General features: G+C 73.8%; 24 protein-coding genes. 17 read left to right on the top strand and 7 right to left on the bottom strand.

Annotated elements, in window-relative coordinates:
- Positions 1-57: 57 nt before the first annotated feature.
- On the bottom strand, positions 58-1,011 hold the full coding sequence (locus E4P38_RS19655) for a PAC2 family protein (protein ID WP_209309211.1): 954 nt from the start codon (positions 1,009-1,011) through the stop codon (positions 58-60).
- A gap of 101 nt (positions 1,012-1,112) precedes the next feature.
- On the bottom strand, positions 1,113-2,387 hold the full coding sequence (locus E4P38_RS19650) for an AI-2E family transporter (protein ID WP_135133684.1): 1,275 nt from the start codon (positions 2,385-2,387) through the stop codon (positions 1,113-1,115).
- 77 nt (positions 2,388-2,464) lie between these two features.
- Here E4P38_RS19650 and E4P38_RS19645 point away from each other — a divergent pair, with 77 nt between their 5' ends.
- From E4P38_RS19645 to E4P38_RS19590, 11 genes are all read left to right on the top strand, one after another.
- Entirely contained in the window at positions 2,465-2,932 is a 468-nt protein-coding gene (locus E4P38_RS19645) for a PPOX class F420-dependent oxidoreductase (RefSeq protein WP_135133683.1), read from the top strand.
- 47 nt (positions 2,933-2,979) lie between these two features.
- On the top strand, positions 2,980-3,558 hold the full coding sequence (locus E4P38_RS19640; protein WP_245161169.1) for a SatD family protein: 579 nt from the start codon (positions 2,980-2,982) through the stop codon (positions 3,556-3,558).
- 7 nt (positions 3,559-3,565) lie between these two features.
- On the top strand, positions 3,566-4,087 hold the full coding sequence (locus E4P38_RS19635) for a hypothetical protein (RefSeq protein ID WP_135133681.1): 522 nt from the start codon (positions 3,566-3,568) through the stop codon (positions 4,085-4,087).
- Between the two features lie 65 nt (positions 4,088-4,152).
- Positions 4,153-4,698, top strand: a complete 546-nt coding sequence (locus E4P38_RS19630; protein WP_135133680.1) for a hypothetical protein — start codon at positions 4,153-4,155, stop codon at positions 4,696-4,698.
- A 49-nt stretch (positions 4,699-4,747) separates the two neighbouring features.
- Positions 4,748-5,497 (top strand): dienelactone hydrolase family protein, encoded by a 750-nt coding sequence (locus E4P38_RS19625; protein WP_135133679.1) that lies wholly within the window; start codon positions 4,748-4,750, stop codon positions 5,495-5,497.
- A gap of 20 nt (positions 5,498-5,517) precedes the next feature.
- Positions 5,518-6,018: a GNAT family N-acetyltransferase gene (locus tag E4P38_RS19620; protein WP_135133678.1), complete on the top strand. Its 501-nt coding sequence runs from the start codon at positions 5,518-5,520 to the stop codon at positions 6,016-6,018.
- Between the two features lie 9 nt (positions 6,019-6,027).
- Positions 6,028-6,426 (top strand): ankyrin repeat domain-containing protein, encoded by a 399-nt coding sequence (locus tag E4P38_RS19615; RefSeq protein WP_135133677.1) that lies wholly within the window; start codon positions 6,028-6,030, stop codon positions 6,424-6,426.
- Between the two features lie 61 nt (positions 6,427-6,487).
- Positions 6,488-7,819 (top strand): AI-2E family transporter, encoded by a 1,332-nt coding sequence (locus tag E4P38_RS19610; RefSeq protein WP_135133676.1) that lies wholly within the window; start codon positions 6,488-6,490, stop codon positions 7,817-7,819.
- Positions 7,820-7,901: 82 nt separating this feature from the next.
- Complete coding sequence (locus tag E4P38_RS19605; protein ID WP_135133675.1) at positions 7,902-8,321, top strand: DUF350 domain-containing protein; 420 nt, start codon at positions 7,902-7,904, stop codon at positions 8,319-8,321.
- A gap of 106 nt (positions 8,322-8,427) precedes the next feature.
- Complete coding sequence (gene fabG, locus E4P38_RS19600) at positions 8,428-9,192, top strand: 3-oxoacyl-ACP reductase FabG (protein ID WP_135133674.1); 765 nt, start codon at positions 8,428-8,430, stop codon at positions 9,190-9,192.
- A gap of 1,144 nt (positions 9,193-10,336) precedes the next feature.
- Positions 10,337-10,963 carry a GDSL-type esterase/lipase family protein gene (locus E4P38_RS19590; RefSeq protein WP_135133673.1) on the top strand — a complete coding sequence of 209 codons (627 nt, stop codon included), beginning with the start codon at positions 10,337-10,339 and terminating at the stop codon, positions 10,961-10,963.
- A 1-nt stretch (position 10,964) separates the two neighbouring features.
- On the opposite strand, the gene E4P38_RS19585 is transcribed toward E4P38_RS19590, so the two are convergent.
- Positions 10,965-13,787: an FAD-binding and (Fe-S)-binding domain-containing protein gene (locus tag E4P38_RS19585; protein ID WP_135133672.1), complete on the bottom strand. Its 2,823-nt coding sequence runs from the start codon at positions 13,785-13,787 to the stop codon at positions 10,965-10,967.
- Entirely contained in the window at positions 13,784-15,073 is a 1,290-nt protein-coding gene (locus E4P38_RS19580; RefSeq protein ID WP_135133671.1) for a hydroxyacid-oxoacid transhydrogenase, read from the bottom strand. The genes E4P38_RS19585 and E4P38_RS19580 overlap by 4 nt, the downstream gene beginning before the upstream one ends.
- A 105-nt stretch (positions 15,074-15,178) precedes the next feature.
- Here E4P38_RS19580 and E4P38_RS19575 point away from each other — a divergent pair, with 105 nt between their 5' ends.
- Entirely contained in the window at positions 15,179-17,623 is a 2,445-nt protein-coding gene (locus E4P38_RS19575; RefSeq protein ID WP_135133670.1) for a phosphoketolase family protein, read from the top strand.
- Positions 17,620-18,714 carry an acetate/propionate family kinase gene (locus E4P38_RS19570; protein ID WP_135133669.1) on the top strand — a complete coding sequence of 365 codons (1,095 nt, stop codon included), beginning with the start codon at positions 17,620-17,622 and terminating at the stop codon, positions 18,712-18,714. The genes E4P38_RS19575 and E4P38_RS19570 overlap by 4 nt, the downstream gene beginning before the upstream one ends.
- Here the strand turns inward: E4P38_RS19570 and E4P38_RS19565 are convergent.
- Complete coding sequence (locus E4P38_RS19565; RefSeq protein ID WP_135133668.1) at positions 18,711-19,256, bottom strand: flavodoxin domain-containing protein; 546 nt, start codon at positions 19,254-19,256, stop codon at positions 18,711-18,713. The two genes, E4P38_RS19570 and E4P38_RS19565, sit on opposite strands and share 4 nt — an antisense overlap.
- Before the next feature lie 132 nt (positions 19,257-19,388).
- On the opposite strand from E4P38_RS19565, the gene E4P38_RS19560 reads away from it, so the two are divergent.
- Together E4P38_RS19560 and E4P38_RS19555 are read left to right on the top strand one after the other, a co-directional pair.
- Complete coding sequence (locus E4P38_RS19560; protein ID WP_167760639.1) at positions 19,389-20,306, top strand: universal stress protein; 918 nt, start codon at positions 19,389-19,391, stop codon at positions 20,304-20,306.
- Positions 20,290-20,931 carry a hypothetical protein gene (locus E4P38_RS19555; protein WP_135133666.1) on the top strand — a complete coding sequence of 214 codons (642 nt, stop codon included), beginning with the start codon at positions 20,290-20,292 and terminating at the stop codon, positions 20,929-20,931. Before E4P38_RS19560 ends, E4P38_RS19555 begins: the two co-directional genes overlap by 17 nt.
- Positions 20,932-20,971: 40 nt before the next feature.
- Here the strand turns inward: E4P38_RS19555 and E4P38_RS19550 are convergent, their stop codons facing one another.
- On the bottom strand, positions 20,972-21,373 hold the full coding sequence (locus E4P38_RS19550) for a cupin domain-containing protein (RefSeq protein WP_135133665.1): 402 nt from the start codon (positions 21,371-21,373) through the stop codon (positions 20,972-20,974).
- Between the two features lie 300 nt (positions 21,374-21,673).
- Between E4P38_RS19550 and E4P38_RS19545 the strand changes: the two genes are divergently transcribed.
- The gene (locus E4P38_RS19545) at positions 21,674-22,999 is read left to right on the top strand and encodes an MFS transporter (protein ID WP_167760638.1); all 1,326 of its coding nucleotides are present in this window, start codon (positions 21,674-21,676) and stop codon (positions 22,997-22,999) included.
- On the opposite strand, the gene E4P38_RS19540 is transcribed toward E4P38_RS19545, so the two are convergent.
- Complete coding sequence (locus E4P38_RS19540; protein WP_135133663.1) at positions 22,947-24,221, bottom strand: polysaccharide biosynthesis protein; 1,275 nt, start codon at positions 24,219-24,221, stop codon at positions 22,947-22,949. The genes E4P38_RS19545 and E4P38_RS19540 overlap by 53 nt on opposite strands.
- Before the next feature lie 62 nt (positions 24,222-24,283).
- Here E4P38_RS19540 and E4P38_RS19535 point away from each other — a divergent pair.
- Positions 24,284-24,858: hypothetical protein (locus tag E4P38_RS19535; RefSeq protein ID WP_209309210.1), on the top strand; the 575-nt coding region annotated here is incomplete at its 3' end.

The following is a 24,858-nucleotide window of genomic DNA, read 5'->3' as shown; positions in this document are numbered from 1 at the left end:
GCGCCGACGACGAAGGGCCCCTCAGGTTCGCCTGAGGGGCCCTTGGTCGTACCGGTGTCAGTCGCGCGGGCGCTTGCGGTCCTGGTCGGCGAGGAACCGCTCGAACTCCGCGCCGATCTCCTCGGCGCTGGGCACCTCACCCGAACTACCGAGCAGGTCGGTGCCCTCGCGGGCGGCGGTGAAGTTGTCGTACTGCTGCTCGAGGGCGGCGACGACGGCGGTGTTCTCGGTGGACCGGGCGATCTGCTCGTCGATCTCGGTGCGGTTGGCCTGGGCGGCCTCGGCCAGCGTCTCCGTCGGCAGGTGCAGGCCGGTCAGCTTCTCGATGTGCTCGAGGAGGGTCAGCGAGGCGGCCGGGTAGGTCGCCTGGGCGAGGTAGTGCGGCACGTGGGCGGCCACGCCGAGGGCGTCGACGCCGGCCTCGCCGAGCCGGAGCTCCAGCAGCGAGGAGACGCTGCCGGGGATCCGCATCTCGCCCCAGTACACCGGATAGGGCTCGATCAGCTGCCGCCGCGTGGCGTGCGCGGTGACGGTGACCGGCCGGGTGTGGGGGACCGGCATCGGGATGGCCTGCATGGCGACCACCGAGGTGACGCCGAAGCGCTCGACCAGCTGGGCGACGGCGGCGACGAACCGCTCCCAGGCGTAGTCGGGCTCGGTGCCGTGCAGCAGGAGGAACGGCACGCCGGCGTCGTCCTCCAGGGCGTACAGCGCGATCTCCGGCGCCGCGAAGTCCTCGTAGCGGTCGCCGCTGAACGTCATCCGCGGACGGTGCGCGCGGTAGTCGACGAGGCTGTCGGCGTCGAAGCGGGCGATCACCTCGTGCGGCAGCGCGGCCAGCAGGTGCGCGCCCGCCAGCGCTCCGGCGTGGGCGGCGTCGAAGTCGCCGGCGAGGTCGTGCACCAGCACCAGCCCGGCGCGCTCGGCCGGCTCGCTGACCGCTGCCTCGCGGGCGAGGAAGCGCTCGGCCTCGGGGAGCAGCTCGACGAGCTCCTCCGGTCGCTGGGCCACGGTGGGTCCTCCCTGACGTTCGCTGCCGACCGATCCGGCCGACGAGGGGTGCAGCCGCGGCGGGTGCCCCGGCATTCCCCATGCTCCCCCGGCGGGGGAGGTCAGTGCTCGCGCCCGCCCTCGGCGGGCGGGGCGACCTGCTCGTGCACGATCTCGGCCCCGGAGTCGTCACCGGTGATCCGGGCACGCGTGCCGTCGTCGGCCACCTCGGGGTTGCGTTCGTCGAGTTCGTCGCGCACATAGCGGTAGATGACGGCGATCAACGCCGCGACCGGGACGCTGAGGAACGCCCCGGTGATGCCCGCCAGGCTGCTGCCCGCGGTGACGGCCAGGATGACCACCGCCGCGTGCAGGTTGAAGCCGCGGCCCTGGATGATGGGCTGGAGGACGTTGCCCTCGATCTGCTGCACCAGGATGACGATGCCCAGCACGATCAGCGCGGTCGTGACGCCGTTGCTGACCAGCGCGACGAGGACGGCGAACGCGCCGGCGACGAACGCACCGATGATCGGGATGAACCCACCGAAGAAGGTCAGCACCGCCAGCGGCAGGACCAGCGGAACGCCGAGGATCCACAGCCCCAGGCCGATGAAGAACGCGTCGATGAACCCCACGAGCGCCTGCTGGCGGATGAACTCCGAGAGCGTCGCCCAGGTCTTGTAGGACAGGGCCGCCGCGTGCCGGCCGGCCTTGGGGCCGGTCTGGGCGGCCAGCCACGGGACGAAGCGCGGGCCGTCCTTGAGGAAGAAGAAGACCAGCACGAGGGCCAGCACCAGGTTGATCAGGCTGTTGCCGACCGCGGAGACGCCGGTGAGGGCGTACCCGGCGATGTTCTGCGCGTTGCCCTGGATGGAGTTGATGACCGAGTCGACGGCCTCACCGATCTGGTCCTCGCCCAGGTTGAAGGGCGGGCCCTGCAGCCACTCCTGCACGTCCTGCAGGGCGGCGGTCGCGGCATCGGCGAGCTCGGTGACCTGGTCGGCGACCGAGGGCGCGATCGCGGCGATGATCCCGACGAAGGCGACGATGAACGCGAGCAGCACCGTGGTCGCCGCCAGAGCCGGCGGCCAGCCGTGCTTGCGGAGGAAGCGGGTCGCCGGCCACAGCACCGTGGCGATCAGCAGGCCGAGGACGACCGGGAGCAGGATCGACCAGAGCCTGCCCAGGACGTACCCGAGGACGACGACGGCGGCGACGATGAGCAGGAACTGGGCTGAGGCGATCGCCAGTTTCCGGCTCCCCGCGCGCAGCTTCGGGCCGCGCTCGGCCGAGGGCGCCGGCGCGGTCGTGACCGCGGCCTTCTCCGGGTGGGGGGCGTCGGGGGAGGAGGCGGCAGCCTTGTCGTCGGTGGAACGGCCGGGTGGGCGGAGCCTCATGACGTCGATCTCAACACAGATGCGCGGGCCGGACCGGACGGAAACGATCATCGCGATCAAGTCGTAGCGTCCTCGTCATGCCGAAGACCGCGACCGCCGACCGGGTCGACCGCGACGCCCTGCTCGAGTTCCTCCGCCCCCGGCACCAGGCCGTGCTGCTGACCCGCCGGCGGGAGGGCGGTGCCCAGCTCTCCCCGGTGACCTGCGGTGTCGACGGCGAGGGGCGCATCGTCGTCTCCACGTATCCGCAGCGCGCGAAGGTCGCCAATGCCCGCCGCGACCCGGCGGTGTCGATGTGCGTCCTCTCGTCGGACTTCACCGGACCCTGGGTCCAGGTGGACGGCGCGGCGGAGGTCCTCGACCTGCCCGAGGCTCTCGAACCGTTGGTCGAGTACTTCCGCTCCATTAGCGGCGAGCACCCCGACTGGGACGACTACCGGGCGGCGATGACCCGCCAGGGGAAGTCGCTGCTGCGGATCACGATCACCGGCTGGGGCCCGATCGCGACCGGCGGTTTCCCGGCCGAGGTAGTCGACAAGCTCTGAGGCTTGCATCTGGCCATGAAAGCTGTCAGCCTTGCCGGGTGCCGTACGTGCTGACTGTGGACCAGCGTGCCAGCCGGAGCAGCCCCGACCGGGTTCCCGAGGTGCTGCGCCGGCTCAACAGCACCGTCGCGACCGTGCTCGGCTTCGAGCGGACGGCCGGTGACGAGTTCCAGGGGGTGCTCGCCGACCCGGACGACGTCGTCGAGGTGGTCGCGCAGCTCGTCCGGGCCGGGGAATGGAGCATCGGCGTGGGCGCCGGGCCGGTGCAGACGCCCCTCCCGCCCAGCACCCGCGCCGGCGCGGGCCCGGCCTTCCTGTGCGCCCGCCGTGCCGTGGACGCCGCGAAACAGCGGCCCGCCAGGCTGGCGGTCCGGGGCGTGGTGCCCGCCGACGCCGCCGACGCCCAGGCGGTCCTCACCGCCGTCGCCGTCATCGTGGAGCGCAGGAGCGACCAGGCCTGGGAGGCGATCACCCTCGTCGGCTCCGGGCGGACGCAGGCCGACGCGGCCGTGGAGCTCGGCATCTCCCGGCAGGCCGTGGGTCAGCGGCTCGCTGCCGGTCTGTGGGACCTCGAGCGCGACCTGCGTCCCACCGCGGCCCGACTGTTGACCCGCGCGGAAGGATGAGCGAGCCATGAACACCGCCGTCCTCGTCCTGCTGGGGCTGACCGTCGTCCTGGGGCTCCTGCTCACCGCCCAGGGGGAGCGGGTGCGCCCACCGTGGGCCGCGCTGTTCCTCGCCGGGCTCCTGGCCCTCGCCGGCGCGCTGGCCTGGGCCGGGGGGAACGCGCCGACCGAGATCGTCGAGGCGGCCGCGCTGGGCGCGGTGCTCGCCGCCGTGGCCGGCGGAGGACCCGTCGCGACGGCTGTCCTGCGGGCCGCCGACCCCGCCGCCGTGGGCGTGACCGGGGGACCGCAGGACCCGGCGATCCTCCGCGGCGGGGCATGGATCGGCGCCCTCGAGCGCGCCGCCGTCGCGGCGACCCTGCTGGCCGGGTCGGGCGAGGGGCTGGTCGTCGTCCTCGCGGTCAAGGGCCTGGGCCGCTACGCGGAACTGCGGGCGCCCGCAGCAGCTGAGCGGTTCATCCTCGGCACGCTCGCCAGTGCGCTCTGGGCGGCAGCGTGCGTCGGCGTGGCGGTCCTGCTCCGCAGCTGACCCAGCGGGCTGCTCGCTGCGCAGGGAGAATGGTGCGCAGTCCGTCGTCCCTTCCTGGAGGCCCTGTGTCCGAGTCGTCCGCAGCTGGTGCCGTGCGCAACCTCGACCTGCTCGGCATCTACTGCAACGACCACCTGGCCGCCGCCACCGGTGGGATCGAACTGGTGGGCCGCATGCTGGGCCGGCACCGCGGCACCGCGCACGAGCCGAACCTGGAGGGCCTGCTCGACGAGCTCCGGGAGGAACGGGCCGCGCTGCGCTCGTCCATGGCCGCGCTCGGGATCCCGGTGCGCCAGTACAAGCAGGTCGCGTCCTGGGTCGGTGAGAAAGTCTCGCGGCTGAAGCTCAACGGCCACGTGCTGTCGCGGTCCCCGCTCAGCGACCTCGTCGAGTTCGAGTTCATCGCCACGGCCGTGCTGGCCAAGCGGTGCGGCTTCGAGACGCTGCGCGTGGTGGCGGCCGCCGACGAGCGCCTGGACGTCGCGCTGCTCGAGCGGCTCATCGCGCAGGCCGACAAGCAGCACGACTGGCTGGCCGACGCCCGCCGGGAGGTGGCCGCCCGCGTCTTCGGCGGAGACCCCGGCCCGGCCGCGGCCGCCGCCGACAGCTGACCGAACCCCCAGCCGGTCGCCCGTGCACGGGTCCGGGTAGAACCAGCACATGTGCCACGACCACGACAGCCGTCCGCCCGCCCCGCCGCGCACCGGTGACGTCACCGAGCGCGGCGTCCTCACCCTGACCTCCGCGGACGGCACGGAGTTCAGCGCCGCCTACGCCGCGCCCGCGGCCGAGCCACGCGTCGGCGTCGTCGTCCTGCCCGACGTCCGCGGGTTGCACCCCTACTACGTGGCGCTGGCCGAGCGGTTCGCCGAGACGGGGGCCGCATCGGTGGCCATCGACTACTTCGGCCGGACGGCGGGCCTGTGCGACGACGAGCTCCGACCCGGCGACTTCGACTGGCAGACGCACATCCCGCAGACGGCTCAGGCGAGCATCGACGCCGACATCACCGCGGCCATCGAGTACCTGCGGTCCCGGACGCGGAACGACCTGCCGGTGATCACCGTCGGCTTCTGCTTCGGCGGCAGCAACTCGTGGCGGCAGTCCGGCGGCGACCTCGACCTCGCCGGCTGCGCCGGCTTCTACGGCCGGCCCTCGATGGTCGGGTCGGCGGCGGAGCAGGCCCACCTGCCCACGGTGATGATGATCGCCGGCGCCGACAGCACCCCGGTGGCCGACCAGCTGAAGCTGGCCGACACGATGCGCGCCGCCGGGGCCGAGGTGGACGCCGTCGTCTTCGACGGTGCGCCGCACTCGTTCTTCGACCGCTCGTACGGCGAGTGGGAGGACGCCTGCCGCGAGGCCTGGGAGCACCTCCTGGCGCTCACCGACCGGGTGGCGCTCCGCTGACGACGGAGCAGCTGGCGTCGTTGACCGTCGGCGGCGCCCAGGTCGGCCTCCGGCGGGCGGCGGGCGCGGATCTGCCGGCCCTGGTGAGGCTGCTGGCCGACGACCCGCTCGGCGCCGGCCGCGAGGTGGCCACCGACGCCGACGCCGCCCTGGCGCCCTATCGGCGGGCCTTCGCGATGATCGACGCCGATCCCGCCCATCTGCTCGTCGTCGCCGTCGACGGGCCTGGGGTGGTGGCGACGCTGCAGCTGTCGTTCCTCCCCGGCCTGTCCCGCCGGGGCGCCCTCCGAGCCCAGGTGGAGGCCGTCCGCGTGCGGGTCGATCACCGCGGTCGGGGGCTCGGGACGGCGATCCTCGGCTGGGCGATCGCGGAGGCCCGCCGGCGCGGCTGCGCGCTGATCCAGCTCACCACGGACACGTCGCGGGACGACGCCCGCCGCTTCTACGAGCGGCTCGGTTTCGAGGCGACCCACACGGGTCTGAAGCTCCCGCTCCGCCCGGCCGCGGCGGACCCCTCCTAGGCTGGCCACGTGAGCGGAGAGCCGATCGATCCCGGCGTCATCGAGCTGGCCGGGCAGGTCTTCGACCTGGCCCGGAGCGGCGCCACCGAGGACCTCGCGGCCTACGTGGACGCCGGGGTGCCGGTGAACCTGACCAACGACAAGGGCGACACTCTCCTGGTCCTGGCCGCGTACCACAGCCACCCCGAAACGGTGGGTGCGCTCCTCGACTGCGGCGCCGACCATTCCCGGGTCAACGACCGTGGTCAGACGGCCCTCGCCGCCGCGGTCTTCCGGCAGTCGGCCGACACCGTCTCCCGGCTGCTGGCCGCCGGCGCCGACCCCGACGCCGGCGGGCCGAGCGCCCGGGCGACCGCCACGTTCTTCGAGCTCCCGGAGATGAGCGCACTTCTCGACGCTCCCCGGTAGCCGAGCGGGCCGGAAGCGGTGATCGTGTGCCCGTAGGACCGAGGACAGGGAGGGGGCGGCGATGGCGGTACGACCGGACGTAGCAGGCACCGGGCAGACCGGTCGCCGTCCGCTGCGCCGTCCCGAGCCGACGACCGCCGACGGCGCCCAGGCCGAGAACGCGCCGGCGCCACCGCCGTCCGGTGCGACATCGGTCGACGCCACGGCGGCTGCGGCGCCGTCGTCACCGGCGGCCGACCCCGCCTCCGGCGCCCTGCCCCGCTGGCTGCTGCTCCTGCTCGGCGCAGCGGCCGCGACGGTGGCGGTGGGGGGACTGCGGGCGATCGCCTGGCTGGTGGCCCCGGTCTTCCTCGCGCTGGTAGTGGTCATCGCCCTGACCCCGGTGCAGCGGTGGCTGCGCCGGATCGGGGCGCCCAGCTGGCTGGCCACCGCCGTCCTGCTGATCCTCGTGTGGTCGATCCTGCTGTCCTTCGTGGCGCTGCTGGTGCTCTCGATCGCGCAGCTGGCCGCCCTGCTGCCCGACTACGCCGATCGGGCCCAGGTCCTGATCAACGGGGTGGTGAACGACCTCAACGACGCCGGCATCGTCTCCGGCCAGCTGTCGGACCTGGTGGCGCAGATCGACTACAGCCAGCTGGTCGGGGTCGCCACCGGGCTGCTGTCCGGGCTGACGGACGCCGCGAGCACCCTCGTGCTGCTGCTGACAGCCCTGGTGTTCGTGGCGATCGAGTCCAGCGGCTTCGGCCGGCGGATGGCGCTGGTGGCCGCCGAGCGGCCGCACCTGCCGGTCGCCCTGAGCCTGTTCACCCAGGGCACCCGCAGCTATCTCCTGGTCAGCACGGTGTTCGGCGGCATCGTGGCGGTGGGGGACTGGGTCGCGCTGTCGATCATCGGCATCCCGGCCGCCGGCATCTGGGGCCTCCTCGCGTTCGTCACCAACTACGTGCCCAACATCGGGTTCGTCCTGGGCGTCGTGCCGCCGGCGCTGCTGGGCCTACTGGCCGGCGGCTGGGGCGAGCTGATCGCCGTGGTGGTCGTCTACGCGCTGCTGAACTTCGTGGTGCAGACGCTGATCCAGCCGCGGTTCGTCGGTGACTCCGTGGGCCTGTCGATGACGGTCACGTTCTGCGCGCTGCTGTTCTGGGGCTGGGTCATGGGCGCTCTCGGTGCGCTGCTCGCCATCCCGCTGACGCTGCTGGTGAAGGTGCTGCTGGTCGATCTCGACCCGCGCGGGCACTGGCTGGACGCCGTCCTGCGCGAGGAACCGCGCGCGCCGCGGACCATGCGGGCCAAGCGGCGGATGCACGCCCGCCGGGCCGCGCTCGCATCGGTCCGCCGGCTGCACCACCCACGTCGAGGTCATGCCGGCGACGACGAGGCCCGCCCCGGCTGACCTCCCCGCTCCGGGCGCCCCGTCGTCCGTGCGGTAGACCTGGCACGCCTTTTCCCCGATCCCCACCCGGAGGTCCACCCCCGTGCTGCAGAGCATCGGCTTCGCCGCCGCCTACACCGGGGTCGGCATCGCCCTGCTGGTCCTGGGCTTCTACGTCCTCGACCTGCTCACCCCCGGCAACCTGGGAAAGCACATCGCGGAGAACCGGTCGCTCAACGCCGCGATCACCCTCACCGGCGGCTTCCTCGGTCAGGGGGCGATCATCTTCGCCAGCATCTGGACCAACGCCACCAGCGGATTCGGGCAGGCGCTGCTCTACACCGTCGTCTTCGGCGTCCTCGGTGTCGTGCTCCAGTCCGTGGCCTTCGTCGCGCTGGACGTGCTCATCCCCGGGCGGCTGGGGCAGCACCTGATGGAGCCGACCTTCCATCCGGCCAGCCTGGTCAGCGCCGCGGTGCAGCTAGCCGTCGCCGCGATCGTCGTCGCGTCGATCTGGCCCTGACCGACCGTGTGACAGCCGCGTTGCTACTCGCCCGTAACGTGTCCGGGGCAGCTCTCGGCCCGCCGTCCGCGACGGCAGCCGCACACGACGTACGAAGGGAACTTCCATGAGCGAGGCAACCACCCCCCGCGTGGCCATCGTGACCGGCGCCGCCCGCGGCATCGGTGCCGCGACCGCCCTCCGGCTGGCCCAGGACGGGTTCGCCGTCGCCGTCCTCGACCTGGACGAAGCCTCCGCGAAGGGCACCGTCGAGGCCATCGAGGCCGCCGGCGGGACGGCGCTCGCCGTCGGTGCCGACGTCAGCGACTCCGAGCAGGTCGAGGCCGCCGTCGCGCGCGTCGCCGCCGAGCTCGGCGGTCCGACGGTGCTGATCAACAACGCCGGCGTCACCCGCGACAACATGCTGTTCAAGATGACCGAGACCGACTGGGACCTGGTCATGAACGTGCACCTGCGGGGCGCCTTCCTGATGAGCCGCGCCGTGCAGAAGCACATGATCGACGCCACGTGGGGCCGGATCGTCAGCCTGTCCAGCGTCTCGGCGCTGGGCAACCGCGGGCAGGCCAACTACTCCACGGCCAAGGCCGGCCTCCAGGGCTTCACCAAGACCCTGGCGATCGAACTGGGCAAGTTCGGCGTCACCGCCAACGCGATCGCCCCCGGCTTCATCGAGACCGAGATGACCAAGGCGACCGCCGAGCGCATGGGCATCGCGTTCGAGGACTTCATCAAGGGCGCCGCCTCGCAGATCCCGGTGGCCCGCGTCGGCCAGCCCGAGGACATCGCTCACCTCGTGTCCTTCTTCGTCAGCGAGGGTGCCGGCTTCGTCTCCGGCCAGGTCGTCTACGCCGCCGGTGGCCCGCGCGCCTGACGGCCCGGGCGATGTCCCTCAGTCGGCCATTCCGAGGGCGGTAATGGCCGACTGAGGGACGACGCTGTGCGCGCTCCATCCACAGATGCCAGAGAGCCGCTGCTGAGACCCGCCGCGGCCTCGCAGGCTGTGCCGGTGCACGACCTCCTGTCACTCCTGGGCCCGGCTCGAACCACGTCGACGGCGGCGCTGGCGACCACGGTCGGAACCCGCAGCATCGGTCGCTGGATCGCCTCCGGACGGCTCGTGCGGCTGCATCCGGGCTGGGTCACGGTGCCCGACCTCGTGGACGACTGGACCGTCCGGTGCCATGCGGCTGCGGGCTATGCGGGCGGGCCGCTGAGCCACATCAGTGCACTCGCGCTGCACGGCATCGTGGACAACGAGGTCACGAAGCTGCACGTGACCGTGCCGAGCGAGCGGCGGGTGCGCAGCTCGCGTTGGCTGCGGGTGCACCGCAGCCACGACGTGGGGGCGGTCGTGCAGGCGCGCGGGTTGCCGGTCACCTCGGTTCCCCGATCCCTGCTCGACACGTGGGGCGAGGCCCACCGCGCCCGCGCCATGCGCGGGTTCGACGGGGTGGTGCGTGACGCGGTTCTCCGAGCCACGAGGGAACGGCGGGTCGCCGTCGACGAGCTCCTGGTCCAGGTGGACATGCGCCCAGAACTACCGGGACGCTCGGCCCTGACCGAGTTGCTGGGCTTCATCGCAGGCGGCTGCGAGAGCCGCTCGAGATTTTCGCCGTCCGGAATGTCCTGGCGATCCCCGGCACGCCACCGTGCGAGCAGCAGTACCGCCCGCTCCTGCCCCGGGGACCCGTTCGGCTCGATGCCGCGTGGCCGGAGGCGAAGATCGCCGTCGAACTGGACGGTGCGGCCTTCCACAGCAGCCCGGAGGCGCGGGAGCGGGACCTGCGCCGGGACGCTGCTCTCGCCGCTCTCGGGTGGGTGGTGCTGCGGTTCAGCTATCGCGGGCTCATGCGCGAGCCGGAAGCCTGCCGGGCGGACATCCGTGCGGCCTACCGGACGCGCATCAGCGTTGTCCCGTGATCGGCCACTTGTCCCACCGTTCTGGCCGGTGGAGGGACATCACTCCAGGCGTCGTTCCGGGGACGATCGGCGGGCCGGCCGACGTTGGACACTGCGTGGCACCCACCCCGCTCCGGCTCGTCGTCCTCGGTGACTCCATCGCCTACGGCACGGGCGCCCGGAGTCCCGACGACGCGCTCGGCCCCCGGCTGTCCGCGGTTCTCGCCGACGACGGTTTCGACGTCGACCTGCACGTCCTCGCCGTACCCGGCGCCGTCTCCGCCCAGCTCGCCGACCAGGTCCGCCGCGCAACACCGCTGCAGGCCGACCTCGCCGTCGTCGTGATCGGCGCGAACGACCTCGCCCGGTTCGTGCCGGTCGACGGGGCCACCGCCGCGCTCGCCGCGGCGGTCACCGCCCTCCAGGCCGCCGGCACGGACGTCGTCGTGGTGCCGGCGCCCGACATGTCCTCGGTTCCCTTCGTGCCGCCGGCGTTCCGGGCGGCCGTGCGGGCCGCCTGCGCGCAGCTGCAGCAGCGCCAGGGGGCGGTGGCCGAGGCCGCGGGAGCCGTCGTCGCCCACATCGCGGCGGAGATCGGCACCGCCTTCGCGGCCGACCCGACGCTGTTCTCCGCCGACCGGTTCCACCCGTCCTCGGCCGGCTACCGCCAGATCGCCGCGGCGCTGGCCCCGACGGTGCTCGCGGCCGCCCGGGCCCGTCGGGACGGCGACGCGGCCGCCTGAGTCAGGGGAGCCGCTCGGCCAGCAGCTCGGCCAGGTGCTGGCCCCGGCGGCCGGCCAGCTGATCGAGCTGCGTCCGGCAGGAGAAGCCGTCGGCGAGCACCACGGCGTCGGCGTCGAGGTCCCGCACGGCCGGCAGCAGCTGCTGCTCGGCGATCGTCACCGACACGTCGTGGTGCCCCCGCTCCACGCCCCAGTTGCCGGCGAGCCCGCAGCAGCCGCCGAGCCGGTTCACCCGGGCGCCGGCCCTCTGCAGCAGCGCGGCGTCGGCCGACCAGCCGAGCACCGAGGCGTGGTGGCAGTGCGGCTGGGCCACGACCTCGAGTCCCGCCAGTGACGGCGGCTGCCACCCCGGCGTCCCGGTCAGCAGCTCGGCGAGGGTGCGGGTGCCCGCGGCCACCCGCTGCGCCTCCGGCCCGCCGACCAGCTCCAGCGCATCCCCACGCAGCACCGCGGTGCAGGACGGCTCGACGCCGACCACCAGGATCCCCGCGTCGACCAGCGGCGCGAGGGTCGCGATCGTCGCGCCGAGGATCGTGCGGGCCGCGTCGAGCTGCCCGGTGGTGATCCAGGTGAGCCCGCAGCAGGTGTCGGCGCCGGGCACCTGCACCCGGTAACCGGCCGCCTCCAGCACCCGGGCGGCGGCGAACGCCACCTCCGGGGTGAAGTGGTCGGTGAAGGAGTCCACCCACAACGCCACCGGGGCGCCGTCCCCGGCCGGTGCCGGACGCTCCGACCACTGCCGGCGGAACGTCTGCCGGGCGAACGGCGGCACCTCCCGCCGCTGGTCCATCCCGGCCGACCACTTGGCCAGCCGCCCGCCGAGCCGGGAGGCGAGCACCGCGTTGACCGCCCGCGGGGCGCGGGCGGCGAGATCAGCCCACCGCGGCAGTCGGCCGAGCGTGTAGTGCGGCCGTGGCCGCAGCCGCCGGCGGTAGGACTGGTGCAGCACCTCGGCCTTGTAGGTCGCCATGTCGACACCGGTCGGGCAGTCGCGCGAGCAGCCCTTGCACGACAGGCAGAGGTCGAGGGCGTCGTGCACCTCGGGAGCGCGCCAGCCGTTCACCGGTCCGCCCGGCGCGAGCATCTCCTGCAGCACGCGCGCCCGGCCGCGGGTGGTGTCCTTCTCCTCCCGGGTGGCCGGCCAGGAGGGGCACATGACGGCCGCGGGCAGGTCGGCGCGGCACTTGCCGACCCCGGTGCAGCGGTGCACCGCGGCGGAGAAGTCGCCGCCGTCGTGCCGGTAGGCCAGGGCGAGGCCCTCGCGGCGGTGCGGTGCGGCGGCCACCCGGACGTCGGCGTCGAGCTTGGCCGGCCGCACCAGGACGCCGGGGTTCAGGACGTCGTCCGGATCGAGCACCCCTTTGACCTGCGCGAACAGGTCGATGGCTGCGGGGGAGTACATGAGCGGAAGCAGCTCGCTCCGTGCCCGGCCGTCCCCGTGCTCACCCGACAGCGAGCCGCCGTAGCCGGCCACGAGCCGGGCCGCGTCCTCGACGAACGAGCGGTACGCCCGGCGGCCCTGGTCGGCGCCGCGGCCGAACGGGAAGTCGATCCGGACGTGCACGCAGCCGTCGCCGAAGTGTCCGTACGGGACGCCCTGCAGTCGGTGCTGGTCCAGCAGCGCGTCGAACTCGCGCAGGTACTCGCCCAGCCGCTCCGGCGGGACGGCGGCGTCCTCCCAGCCGGCGTGCGCCGGACGGCCCTCGCTGGTGCGGGCGGCCAGCCCGGCACCGTCCTCGCGGATCCGCCAGATCGCCGCCGCCTCGGCCGGTTCGGTCACGACGAGGGAGTCCACCGCACCGGAGTCGGCGACCACCCGCAGCGCCCCGTCCGCGACCTCACCGGGGGTGTCGCCGGTCAGCTCGACGATCAGCCAGCCGTCCCCGCGAGGCAGTTCCGGCACCACCGCGGCGGGGACGTCGCGCAGCCGCTGCACGATGCGGGCGTCCAGCCCCTCGACGGCCGTGGGGGAGTGCGGCAGGAGGCCCGGGGTCGCGTCGGCGGCGTCGGCCATCGAGGGGTAGCCGAGCACGACCAGCCCCCGGTACGGGGCGTCGGCGACCAGGCGGACGGTCGCCCCGAGCACGAGCGCGAGCGTCCCCTCGCTGCCCACGAGTGCGCGGGCCACGTCGAAGCCGCGCTCCGGGAGCAGGTGCTCCAGCGAGTAGCCGGAGACCTGCCGGCCGAAGCGGCCCAGCTCGGTGCGGATCGTCGCGAGCTGCCCGGCGACCACGCGGTGCAGGTCGGCGAGGGCGCCGTCCACGGGGGTGGTCGAAGGGCCCAGCCGCAGCCGTTCCCCGGACCCGGTGACGACATCCAGCCCCACCACGTTGTCCGAGGTCCGGCCGTAGCCCAGGGCGCGGGAGCCGCAGGCGTTGTTGCCGATCATCCCGCCGACGGTGCAGCGGTTGTGCGTGCTCGGATCGGGACCGAACCGGAGGCCCCGCGGCTGCACCGCCTGCTGCAGCGACGCCTGCACGACGCCGGGCTGGACGGTCGCCGTCCGGGCCTCGACGTCGACGTCGAGCACCCCCGACAGGTGCCGGCTGGTGTCGAGGACGACGCCGGGCCCCACGGCGTTGCCGGCGATCGACGTGCCCGCACCGCGCACCGTCAGCGGGACGCCGAGGGACCGGCAGACCTCCAGCGCGGCGACGATCTCGTCGGGATGCCGCGGTCGGACCACCGCCCGCGGCAGCACCCGGTAGAGCGAGGCGTCCGAGGAGTACAGCGCCCGGGCGAGCCCCGAGTCGTCGACCTCGGCGAGCCCGGCCCCGCGCAGTGCGGGGAGCAGTCCGTCGTCCAGGGGAGTAGAGCGACTCACCACAGGTTCAGCGAGCGTTGGAAGATGCCGGCGATGTCGTCCTCGGTGACCTCGCGCGGACACGTGGCCAGCAGCCGCTGCTGCTTCATCGTCCCGTCCACCAGGCTGGGGATGTCGCCCTCGTCGAAGCCCACGGCGGCGATCCCGTTGGGGATGTCGATGTCGCGCATCAGGTCCACCAGCACGGTCGGCAGGAACTCCGTGGCGTCCGTCGGCACGCCCGCGTTCGGGGCGAGCAGCTGCGCGGCCCGGACGTGCCGGTCGGGCGATGCCTCGAAGGTGAAGCGGAAGGCTTCCGGGGCGGTCAGGGAGACCGACATCCCGTGCGGCACCATCGGCTCGTCGGCCGGGTAGTCCAACGGGCGAAAGTCCTTCACCTGGCCCGCGATCGGATAGGCGTTGGCGTGCGGGATGTGCACGCCGGCGTTGCCGAAGCCCATGCCCGCGAACGTCGCGGCCATCGCCATGTCCCCGCGCGCCTTCTCGTCGTCACCGTGCCGGACCGCCCGCCGGAACGAGCCGGCCAGCAGGGTCAGCGCCTTCTCCGACCACATGTCCGAGATCGGGTTCGACCCGCAGTAGGGCACCCGCTGCTCGGGCGTCTTGTGGTCGTAGGTGGTGTACCAGCGGGCGGTGTAGCTCTCCAGGGCGTGGCAGAGGATGTCCATGCCGGACGCCGCGGTGACGCCGGCCGGCTGGGTGAGGGTGAGCGCGGGGTCGATCACGGCGAGTGTCGGCCGCAGCCGCGCGTGGCTGATCCCGGTCTTGACCTTCAGCGACAGGACGTCGAGGACGCAGATCGTCGTGCTCTCCGAGCCGGTGCCCGTCGTGGTCGGGACGGCGATCAGCGGGTTCAGCGGGTTGACCGGCGCCTTGCCCCCGCCCACCGGCTTGTTGATGTAGTCCATCAGCACGCCGGGGTTGGTGGTCATCAGGTTGATCGCCTTGGCGGTGTCGATGCTGGAGCCACCCCCGACGGCGACGATCGCGTCCCACGGGCCGTGCTCGCGGGCCCATCCGACGGCGTGCTCCAGGCTCTCGTCGGTCGGCTCGACGTGCGAGCCGTCGAAGACGACCGCCTCGATCCCGAACTGGGCCATCTGGTCGGCCACCCGCTGCGGGATGCCCGTCGCCGCCAGCCCCGGGTCGGTGACCACCAGGGCCCGCTTCGCCCCGGTCTGGCTGAGGTCGTAGCCGATCTCGTCGGCGGAGCCGTGCCCGAACTTCAGTTGCGGGGCTCCGTAGGTGAAGACGCTCTCGGGGTTCGCGGGCGAGTACACGGACACGGTGGCGGTCCTTCCGGTCGACGGGTGTCCCGAGTCTGCTGCTCCGACTCGTCGGGGGCCAACGGGGACTACTGGAGTTCACCGGGCGCCGCTAGCCTCCGCCGGATGGCGACTCCGACAGCAGTCGAACCGGACATCTCGACCGCCGGACCGCTCGGCGAGGGAGAACTGGCCGCGATCCACGCCTGGTGGCGCGCGGCCAACTATCTCGCCGTCGGGCAGATCTACCTGATGGACAACCCGCTGCTGCGCGAACCGCTGCGCCCCGAACACGTCAAGCCCCGGTTGCTCGGGCACTGGGGGACGACGCCTGGGCTGAACTTCGTCTACGCCCACCTCAACCGGGTCATCCGCGCCCGGGACCTCCAGCTCATGTACGTGATGGGACCCGGGCACGGCGGGCCCGGACCGGTCGCGGCCGCCTGGCTCGAGGGCACCTACACCGAGGTCTATCCCGAGGTCACCCAGGACGCCGCGGGGATGGACCGCCTGTTCACCCAGTTCTCCTTCCCCGGTGGCATCCCGAGCCACGTCGCGCCGGAGACGCCGGGGTCGATCCACGAGGGCGGTGAGCTGGGGTACGCGCTCTCGCACGCCTACGGGGCGGCCTTCGACAATCCCGACCTGATCGTGGCCGCGGTCGTCGGCGACGGGGAGGCCGAGACCGGGCCACTCGCGGCCAGCTGGCACGCCAACAAGTTCCTCGACGCGGGCCGCGACGGCGCCGTCCTCCCGATCCTGCACCTTAACGGCTACAAGATCGCCAATCCGACCGTCCTGGCCCGGATCCCCGCCGCGGAGCTGCACGACCTGCTCTCCGGATACGGCTACGCGCCGCACGTGGTGGAGGGTGACGATCCGGAACTGATGCACCAGCAGTTCGCCGCCACGCTCGACCGGTGCCTGGACGAGATCGCCGCGATCCAGCGACGGGCTCGCGAGGACGGCGACACCGCGCGCCCGCGCTGGCCGATGATCGTGCTGCGCTCCCCGAAGGGCTGGACGGGGCCGAAAACGGTCGACGGGGTGCAGGTCGAGGGCAGCTGGCGGAGCCACCAGGTGCCGTTTACCAATGCCCGCGCCGACGACGGCCACCGCGCCGTTCTCGAGGAGTGGATGCGCAGCTACCGGCCCGAGGAGCTCTTCGACTCCAACGGTGCGCCGGTCCCCGCGATCCGCGACCTGCACCCGGTGGGGGAGCGGCGGATGAGCGCCACCCCGCACGCCAACGGGGGTCTGCTGTTGCGGCCCCTGCGGATGCCGGACTTCCGCGACTACGCCGTCCCCGTCCCGCACCCGGGGACCGGCGACGTCGAGTCGACCCGGGTGCTCGGCACGTTCCTCCGCGACGTCATGCGGGACAATCTGTCGAACTTCCGGGTCTTCTCACCCGACGAGAACAACTCCAACCGGCTCGGCGCGATCCTCGAGGCGACCGACCGGACATGGGACGCCGAGCTGCTGCCCGGCGACGACCATCTCGCACCCGACGGCCGGGTCATGGAGATCCTCTCCGAGCACACCTGCCAGGGGTGGCTGGAGGGGTACCTGCTGACCGGCCGGCACGGGTTCTTCTCCTGCTACGAGGCGTTCGTCCACATCGTCGACTCCATGGTCAACCAGCACGCCAAGTGGCTCAAGGTCACCAACGGCATCCCGTGGCGCCGCCCGATCGCCTCGCTGAACTACCTGCTCACCTCGCACGTCTGGCGGCAGGACAACAACGGGTTCTCCCACCAGGACCCCGGCTTCATCGACCACGTCGTCAACAAGAAGGCGGAGGTCGTCCGCGTCTACCTGCCCCCGGACGCGAACACGCTGCTGTCGGTGGCCGACCACTGCCTGCGCAGCCGGCAGTACATCAACGTGATCGTCGCCGGGAAGCAGCCGCAGCTGCAGTACCTGGACATGCCGGACGCCGTGGAGCACTGCACGAAGGGCATCGGCATCTGGAACTGGGCCAGCAGCGACGACGGGGTCGCACCCGACGTCGTCATGGCCTGCGCGGGTGACGTGCCGACGATGGAGACCCTGGCCGCGGTGGAGATCCTGCGGGGCTACTTCCCCGACCTGCGAATCCGGGTGGTCAACGTCGTCGACCTGATGCGGCTGCAGGACGACCGCGAGCACCCGCACGGCCTCGACGACGCGGCGTTCGACTCCTACTTCACCGCCGACCGGCCGGTGATCTTCGCCTACCACGGCTATCCGTGGCTGATCCACCGGCTGACCTACCGCCGGACCAACCACGAGAACTTCCACGTCCGCGGGTACGTCGAGGAGGGGACGACGACGACGCCCTTCGACATGTGCGTGCTGAACCGGCTGGACCGCTTCGACCTGGCGATCGACGTGATCGACCGGGTCCGGCGACTGGGGCCCGTCGCCGCACATGCCCGCGACGAGCTGCGGAACAAGCTGATCGAGCACCGGCAGTACGTGCGCAGCCACGGCGAGGACCTGCCCGAGATCCGGAACTGGCAGTGGGGAGCCGACCCGGGACCGCAGCTCACCGGGGAGAACGAGCCGCTGCACGAGCCCGAGGCGTGAATCTCCTCGTCGTCAACGCCGGGTCCAGCAGCCTGAAGCTGGCCCGGCTGGACGCCGAGGGCGCCGTCACCTCGGCCACCACCGTGGAGGCGTGGCAGGGCGAGGGGCACCTGGAGCCGCTCACCGCCTTTCTCGCCGGCTGCGGCCAGGTCGACGCCGTGGGGCACCGGGTGGTGCACGGCGGCCCCCGGTACACCGGTCCGGCGCGGGTCGACGAGCCACTGGTGGCCTACCTGTCCTCGATCAGCTCGCTCGCGCCGCTGCACAACCCGCGCGCAGTGGCCGGGCTCCGCTCGGTGCGCGAGCTGCTGCCGGACGTGCCGGCCGTGGCCTGCTTCGACACCACCTTCCACGCCACCCTGTCGCCGGCCGCCCGCACGTACGCGGTGCCGCGGGAGTGGAACGAGCGGTGGGGACTGCGCCGGTACGGCTTCCACGGCCTCTCGCACGCCCACGCCGTCCGGCGCGGAGCCGAGCTCGTCGGGCGGCCGGCCGGCGAGCTGCGGATCGTGACCTGCCACCTGGGTGCCGGCGCCTCGCTCGCGGCGGTGCGGGGCGGGGTCTCGGTCGACACCACGATGGGCTTCACCCCGTTGGCCGGCCTGGTCATGAACACCCGCCCGGGCACCCTCGACCCGGGGCTGCTGCTGTGGCTGCTCGAGCACGGCCCGGTGCCACCGGCCGAACTCGGCGACGTCCTCGAGCACCGCTCCGGGCTCAAGGGGCTGTCCGGGACGTCCGGCGACCTGCGCGAGGTGCTGACCGGCCGCGCGGCCGGCGACGAGGCGTGCGTGCTGGCGTTCGACGTCTACCTGCACCGGCTGGCGCGGGAGACCGCCGCGATGACCGCCGCCATCGGGGGCCTGGACCTGCTGGTGCTCACCGGCGGCGTGGGGGAGCACTCCTGGGAGGTGCGGGCGGCACTGGCGGAGTCGCTGGGCTACCTCGGCGCGGCGGTCGATGCCGAGCTCAACCGGGCGACGACGGCGGATGCCGACATCAGTGCGCCCGGGGTGGCGGTGCGGACCGTCGTCGTCACGGCCCGGGAGGACCTGGAGATCCGGCGGCAGGTGTCCGCCGTCCTGGGCTAGCCGGGACGCAGGGCCCGCAGCTCTGCGGCAACCTCACCGGCCCACGCCCCTACGGCGTCCCAATCCCGGAAGTCGCCCGTCGGCGCCCGCATCGCGGTCACCATCGCGCGCTCGCCGAAGCTCAGCAGGTCCTTGTCCAGTCGCCCGGGAAAGACCCGATGCCCCCGCGCACCCGTCAACTGCATCAACGGAGCGACGTCGTGCGGCTCGTCCGGCGGGAAGGGCGGTGCACCGATCGGCCCGCTGGAGAACAGCCAGACCGGCCGCTCCCGCAGGGCCTCGGCGTGCGCGCCCACCCAGTTCCGTGCCGGATCCCGCCACCGACCGACGTAGACGGCGCTGCCGACGACGACCGCTGCGAAACCGGCCGGCCCGGGTGCGTGCTCGGCCTCCTGGAGCAGGGCGGTCAGGCCCAGCTCCCGGCCCGCCGCACAGTCGGCCAGGCCACGGACGATCGCCTCGGCGATCCCGCGGGTCGAGCCGTGCTTGGTCGCGACGACGACCAGGACCCGGGGTCCATCGACCGGCTCGGACGCCGTCATGCGCCACCTCCTCGGAAGGACCCACCGTGGCCGACCGGAGCCCGCGGACGCAAGGTGCGGGAGGGTGTTGTGCGAGGTCGTCGGCGGGAGCAGCCTGCGGGGGTCACGGGGATCGGACCCGGAGGAGGACACGTGGGTGGCGCCGCGGAGCAATCGGGCACCCGGGTCGTGGTCGGGGTCGATGGGTCCACGGGCGCCCGGGTCGCACTCGTGTGGGCGATGACCGACGCGGCGCGGAGGGGAGCCCGGCTGCAGGTCGTGTCGACCTTTCCGGTGGAGGCGTACTGGGCCGACCCCAACCTGATCGACGAGCGACGGGTCGATGCGGTCCGGGCCGACACCGAGGTCCGCGTGCGGGCGCTCATCGAGGAGGTTCGGTCCGAGTCCGGCGACGGGCCGGCCCAGGTCGACGTCGTGGTGCTACCAGGGGCGGCGGCCCGCCAGCTGCTGGCCGCGGCGGAGGGCGCCGACCTGCTCGTCGTGGGCAGCCGGGGGCGGGGGCCGGTGAGGAGCACGGTGCTCGGGTCCGTGGCGCTGCACACCGTGACCCATGCGCGCTGCCCGGTGGTCGTCGTCCATCCACGTGCCGCGGCCGCGTCGGCGCGGCCGCGGGTGGTGGTCGGACTGGACGGTTCCGAGGGTTCCCGGGAGGCGCTGGCGCGGGCCCTCACCGAGGCCGGCGGCCTGGGCGCGGAGGTGGCCGCGGTCGCCGCGTTCTCGGCCACCAGCTACTGGAGCGACTCCTACGTCGTGGTCATCCCGCCGCCGGCGCAGATGCAGGAGGACACCCGGCGCGCGGCCGAAGCGATGGTGGCCGACGTCGTGCCGGCGCGCTCGACCGTCGCGGTCCGGACGACGGCCGTCGAGGGCCCGGCGGGTGACGTGCTCGTCGGCGAGTCCGAAGGCGCGGGCCTCCTGGTCGTGGGCAGCCGCGGACTCGGGGCGATCCGGGGGATGCTGCTCGGGTCGATCGCCCTGCACTGCGTCGTCCATGCCCGCTGCCCGGTGATGGTCGTCCCTCCGGACCGGACCGGTGAGCAGCCCGACTGACGGCCTCTGGCGCCGCTGGACAGTTGCCACGGCGGCAGGGGAGACCGCGGGCTTCCTCGTGCCTGCGACCGTGGCGGTGCTGCTCCCCGGCGGCGCCGGTGACGGCATCCGGCTGGTCGTGTTCGTCGCCGCGGGCGGCGTGGAAGGCGCGATCCTCGGCTATGCGCAGAGCCGGGTCCTGCGCTCCGCGCTCGGCTGGCCGGTCGGCGGTGCCTGGATCGCGCGCACCGCCGCGGCCGCCGCCGCGGCCTGGACGATCGGCATGGCGCCGAGCGTGTTCTGGGATTCGCTGAGCCGACTGCCCATCGCCGTCTCCGGGGCGCTGGCCGTGGTCGGCGGGGTCCTGCTGCTGGCATCGATCGGCGTCGCGCAGTGGTCCGTGCTGCGGCACCACGTCCGGGGGAGCGCCCAGTGGGTGGGGTGGAACGCCCTCGCCTGGGTGGCCGGCCTGGGGCTGTTCACCCTCGTGACCACACCGCTCTGGCATCCGGGGCAGAACGGGGTGGCGACGGCCCTGATCGGCGCGGTCGGCGGGGCGCTGATGGCCGTGACGGTCGGCGCGGTCACCGGCCTCGGGCTGGTCCGCCTGGTGAGCCGAGAACCCGCCGGGGCCGCCGTCCGGTGACGGCGGCCCCGGGGACACGGGTGCGGAGCAGTGGTGCCGCTCAGCTGGTCGGCGGCTCGTCCTTGCCCTCTTCCTCCAGCCGGTCGGCCTCCTCCTTGGTCTTGTGCACCGCGCCGTCGGCGTGCTCGGGCGGCCCGTAGACGGTGTAGAGGACCAGCGGGAGCGGGCCGGTGTTCACGAAGTTGTGCTTGTGGCCGGCGGGGACGACGACCAGGTCGCCCTGGGCCACGTTCTTCTCCGCCCCCGAGACGGTCGCCTTCCCCGTGCCGCTGACGAAGGTCAGGATCTGGTCGGTGTCGTCGTGCGTCTCCAGGCCGATCTCGCCGCCCGGCGGAATGGTCATGATCACGAGCTGGGTGTGCTCGCCGGTCCACAGCACGCGACGGAAGTCGGGGCTCTTCTCGGCTTCGGTGGCGATCGTGTGGTGGATGACGGACGCCATGACGGCGCTCCTCTCGTCGGTACGGCTGCCGTCCGGCGCTCCTGCTCCTTCGGCGGAGCGGCGCGCCCGCACGGGGGGACGACGATCTTCCTGCCCCGTGATCCGGGCCGGTACTCGTCCCGGTCACCCGGACGTGTTCCCGCCGGAGCGGACCGGGCGGTCGGGAGGGAGTTCGTTTACCGAACCGCTGCTGCTACGGTCCAGTCGTCGGTACGACAATCAAACCAATGAGACGGGGCCTCCGTGGTCGTCCTTGCCGAGTCCGTAGCTCCCGGCCTGCAGCGCCGCACCCTGCTGACGGTGTCCGCGAGCACCCTCCTCGTGCTGGCCACCTTCGTGACGCCGCTGGCCACCGGGGTGCGGACGGCCGCCACCCTGGGTACCGGCGCCGGCGGGCAGGCCTGGCTGCTCAGCGCGATGAGCGTCGGCCTCGCGGCCGCACTGCTCGTCGCCGGTGAGGCTGCCGACCAGTTGGGCCGCCGCCCGGTGTTCATCGGCGGGCTCGTGCTGCTGGGGCTCGGGGCCGTGCTCAGCGCGGTCGCCGGGTCGACGGGGGTCTTCCTCGCCGGGCGGCTGCTGGAGGGGGTCGGCGGTGCCGGGGTGCTGGCCTGCTCGCTGGGACTCCTCTCGGCGGCCTTCCCGGTCGGGCCCGCCCGCGCCCGCGCGACCGCCGCCTGGGGTGCCAGCGTCGGCGCAGGCACCGGGCTGGGCAGCATCCTCACCGTCGCGCTCGACACGGGCACCGGCTGGCGGGCCACCTACGCAGTGACCGCGGTCCTGGCCCTCGTCCTCGCGGGGTCGACGCGACTGCTGCTGCCGGATCTCGGGACCAGGACGCCGCGCCGCCTCGACGTCGTCGGGCCGCTGCTGCTGGTCGCCGCCCTGAGCTGCGTGCTGGTCGGGCTCGTGGGCACCCGCTCGGGGCTCGGCACCGGCGGTGTCGTCTCGTTCCTGGTCCTCGGCGGCGTGCTCCTCGTCGCCTTCGTCCTCGTCGAGACCAGGCTCGCCGAGCCGCTGGTCGACCTGGCGCTCTTCCGGGTCCCGGGCTTCGTGGGGGCGTCCATCGGTGCGCTCGTGACCGGGGCCGCCGTCGTCGGGCTGATGTCCTTCCTGCCCACGGTGCTGCAGCGTGCCCTGGGGGAGAGCCTGCTGTCGGTGACCCTGCTCGTGCTCGTGTGGTCGGCCGTCTCCACCGTCACCGCGCTCGCCGTCCGCTGGGTGCCTGCCCTCGGCGGCCGGACGCTGCTCGCCCTCGGGCTGGCGGTGTCGGCGGCCGGCCTCGCGTCGCTCGCCGTCCTGTCCCCGGACGGGTCCGCGCTGCGGGTGCTGCCCGGCCTCGTGGTGCTCGGCGTGGGCTACGGGGCGGCCAACGCGGCCCTCGGCCGCGAGGCGGTGGCGCACGTCCCCGCCGAACGCGCGGCGATGGGCAGCGGGGCCAACAACACCGCCCGCTACGTCGGCGCCGCGGTGGGCGTGACCCTCGTCGTGCTGATCACCGTGTCCGGCGCGCCGGCCGGGACCGCTGCCGGGCTGACGAGCGGGTGGAACGCCGCCGCGCTCGCCGGTGCGCTGCTCAGCGTGGCGGGCGCGGCCGGCGTCCTGCTGATCCGCCCCCGCCGCGGCTGAGCCGGACCAGGCCGGTCGTGACGAGCACGGCGGCCGCGAGCGTCGCCGTCCCCGCGATCGACAGCCCGGAGAGCCGGCCGGTGGCGGCCAGCGCCTCCACGACGACGCACTCGGCGACGGCCGCCGTCCAGACGGCCACGACCGAACGGCGGTCGGCAGCGGCGATCCCGGAGTAGAGGAGCAACTGGGCGACGGCCAGCAAGGTGCCGAGCAGGGCGAACAGCCAGACGACGCCGCCCAGGCCCGGGCCGTACGCGGATCCGCCGACCAGGGACACCGCGCGCCCGCCGAGGAGCGCCGCGACCGCCGTGAGCCCGGCGCCGAGCACGGTGACGACGGCGATGGCGCGAGCGACGGCGCGCGTGCGCGAGCCGGCGTCGGCCAGGCGGGGGAGGAGCACCACGCCGACCCCCTGCGGCAACCAGAAGGCCACCTTGGCGAACACCGCCGCCACGGCGTACTCGCCGGCCTGCCGACCGGGGAGGTGGTGCCGGGCCAGGAGGACGTCGAGGTTGAGCAGCAGCACGAACCCCAGCAGCGCACCGGAGGCCCGGAGGGCTGCCCGGCCCGGTGCGCCGATGCCGCGCGCGAGGCCGGGGCGCCCCGCGCCCAGCCAGCCGGCGAGGGCGCCGAGGAACGCCCCCAGTGCCATCCCCGCGAGCGCGGTGGTGGGCGTGCCGCCGAGCAGGAGCCCGGCGGTGCCGCCGACGAGCTTCGCCACCCCGAAGCACGTCGTCACGACGGCCATCCGCGCGTAGCGCCGGGTGCCCTGCAGCATGCCCTCGTAGCCGCCGACCACGGTGTGCGCGACGAGCAGCAGCAGCAACCAGCCGACCGCGGCCGGGTCGGGCAGGTGCAGCAGCGCGACGATCGGTGCGGTGGCGGCGGCGCCGACGATCGCCACGCAGACGGCCGCGACCAGCGCGGTCGCGTGCAGCCGTCGCACGACCGGCGCCGCGTCGCCGCGGTGCCCGCCGAGGTAGAGGGCCGCGGCCGTCTGCAGCCCGGTCGCCGGCACGATGCCGACCAGCGCCACGCCCAGGAGCGCGGCCAGCTCGCCGTAGGCGTGCGGGACAAGCGCGCGGGCGGCGAGCACGGTGAAGACGTAGGCGAGCGCGCTCACGCCCATCAGCGCGGCGGACACCAGCGCGGCGGGGACCGCCCGGACCGCCGGGGTGGCACTGGTCGGGACCGGCGGCCCCAGGGTCGTCAGTTCCGCCATGTCGGCCCTCCCGCGGAGTTACCGGCCGGTACGGTGACCGCTCCGACCGGGGAGAGGACGTCGTGGACGCGCAGTGGGCACACCGCGACCGCTCGCCGTGGCCGGCCCGGCTGCTGGCCCTCGGCGTCGCGCTGCTCGTGACCGCACCGGCCCTCGCCCCCGGCTTCGTGCTGCTGCGCGACATGGTGTTCGTGCCCCGGCAGGACCTCGACCTCGATGCCCTCGGCCTCAGCGGCGGGCTGCCCCGGGCCGTGCCCGTCGACGCGGTGATGGGCCTGCTGACCGCGGTCGTCCCGGGTGACCTCGTGCAGAAGGCGGTCCTGCTCGGGCTGGTCTACGCGGCCGTGCTGGGAGCGGCGCGGCTGGTGCCCCCCGACGCCGACGGTCGCCGGGGGCTCGCCGCAGCGGTCGCCGGGCTGGTCTACGGCTGGAGCCCCTACCTCGCCGAACGCCTGCTCATCGGTCAGTGGACGCTGCTCCTCGCCTGGGCGGCGCTGCCCTGGATCGCCCGTGCGGCGTCGCGGGTGCGCGAGGGTGCGCCACGTGCCGTGCCGGCTCTGGTCCTGACCTGCGCGCCGGCGGCGCTGACCCCGACGGGCGCGCTGCTCGCCGCGGGGGTCGTGCTGGCGGTCGCCGG

Origin of the sequence: Blastococcus sp. CT_GayMR16, assembly GCF_004570875.1 — a bacterium.
Classification (GTDB): domain Bacteria; phylum Actinomycetota; class Actinomycetes; order Mycobacteriales; family Geodermatophilaceae; genus Blastococcus_B.
Note: the sequence above shows the minus strand (reverse complement) of the source record. Positions and strands in the feature narration are given on the sequence as shown.

Excerpts from the sequence above, each read along its gene's own strand:
- fabG (WP_135133674.1), top strand. The coding sequence starts at position 8,428 with ATGAGCGAGGCAACCACCCCCCGCGTGGCCATCGTGACCGGCGCCGCC.
- E4P38_RS19635 (WP_135133681.1), top strand. The coding sequence starts at position 3,566 with ATGAACACCGCCGTCCTCGTCCTGCTGGGGCTGACCGTCGTCCTGGGG.
- E4P38_RS19565 (WP_135133668.1), bottom strand. The coding sequence starts at position 19,256 with ATGACGGCGTCCGAGCCGGTCGATGGACCCCGGGTCCTGGTCGTCGTC.
- E4P38_RS19645 (WP_135133683.1), top strand. The coding sequence starts at position 2,465 with ATGCCGAAGACCGCGACCGCCGACCGGGTCGACCGCGACGCCCTGCTC.
- E4P38_RS19575 (WP_135133670.1), top strand. The coding sequence starts at position 15,179 with ATGGCGACTCCGACAGCAGTCGAACCGGACATCTCGACCGCCGGACCG.
- E4P38_RS19650 (WP_135133684.1), bottom strand. The coding sequence starts at position 2,387 with ATGAGGCTCCGCCCACCCGGCCGTTCCACCGACGACAAGGCTGCCGCC.
- E4P38_RS19625 (WP_135133679.1), top strand. The coding sequence starts at position 4,748 with ATGTGCCACGACCACGACAGCCGTCCGCCCGCCCCGCCGCGCACCGGT.
- E4P38_RS19550 (WP_135133665.1), bottom strand. The coding sequence starts at position 21,373 with ATGGCGTCCGTCATCCACCACACGATCGCCACCGAAGCCGAGAAGAGC.
- E4P38_RS19540 (WP_135133663.1), bottom strand. The coding sequence starts at position 24,221 with ATGGCGGAACTGACGACCCTGGGGCCGCCGGTCCCGACCAGTGCCACC.
- E4P38_RS19610 (WP_135133676.1), top strand. The coding sequence starts at position 6,488 with ATGGCGGTACGACCGGACGTAGCAGGCACCGGGCAGACCGGTCGCCGT.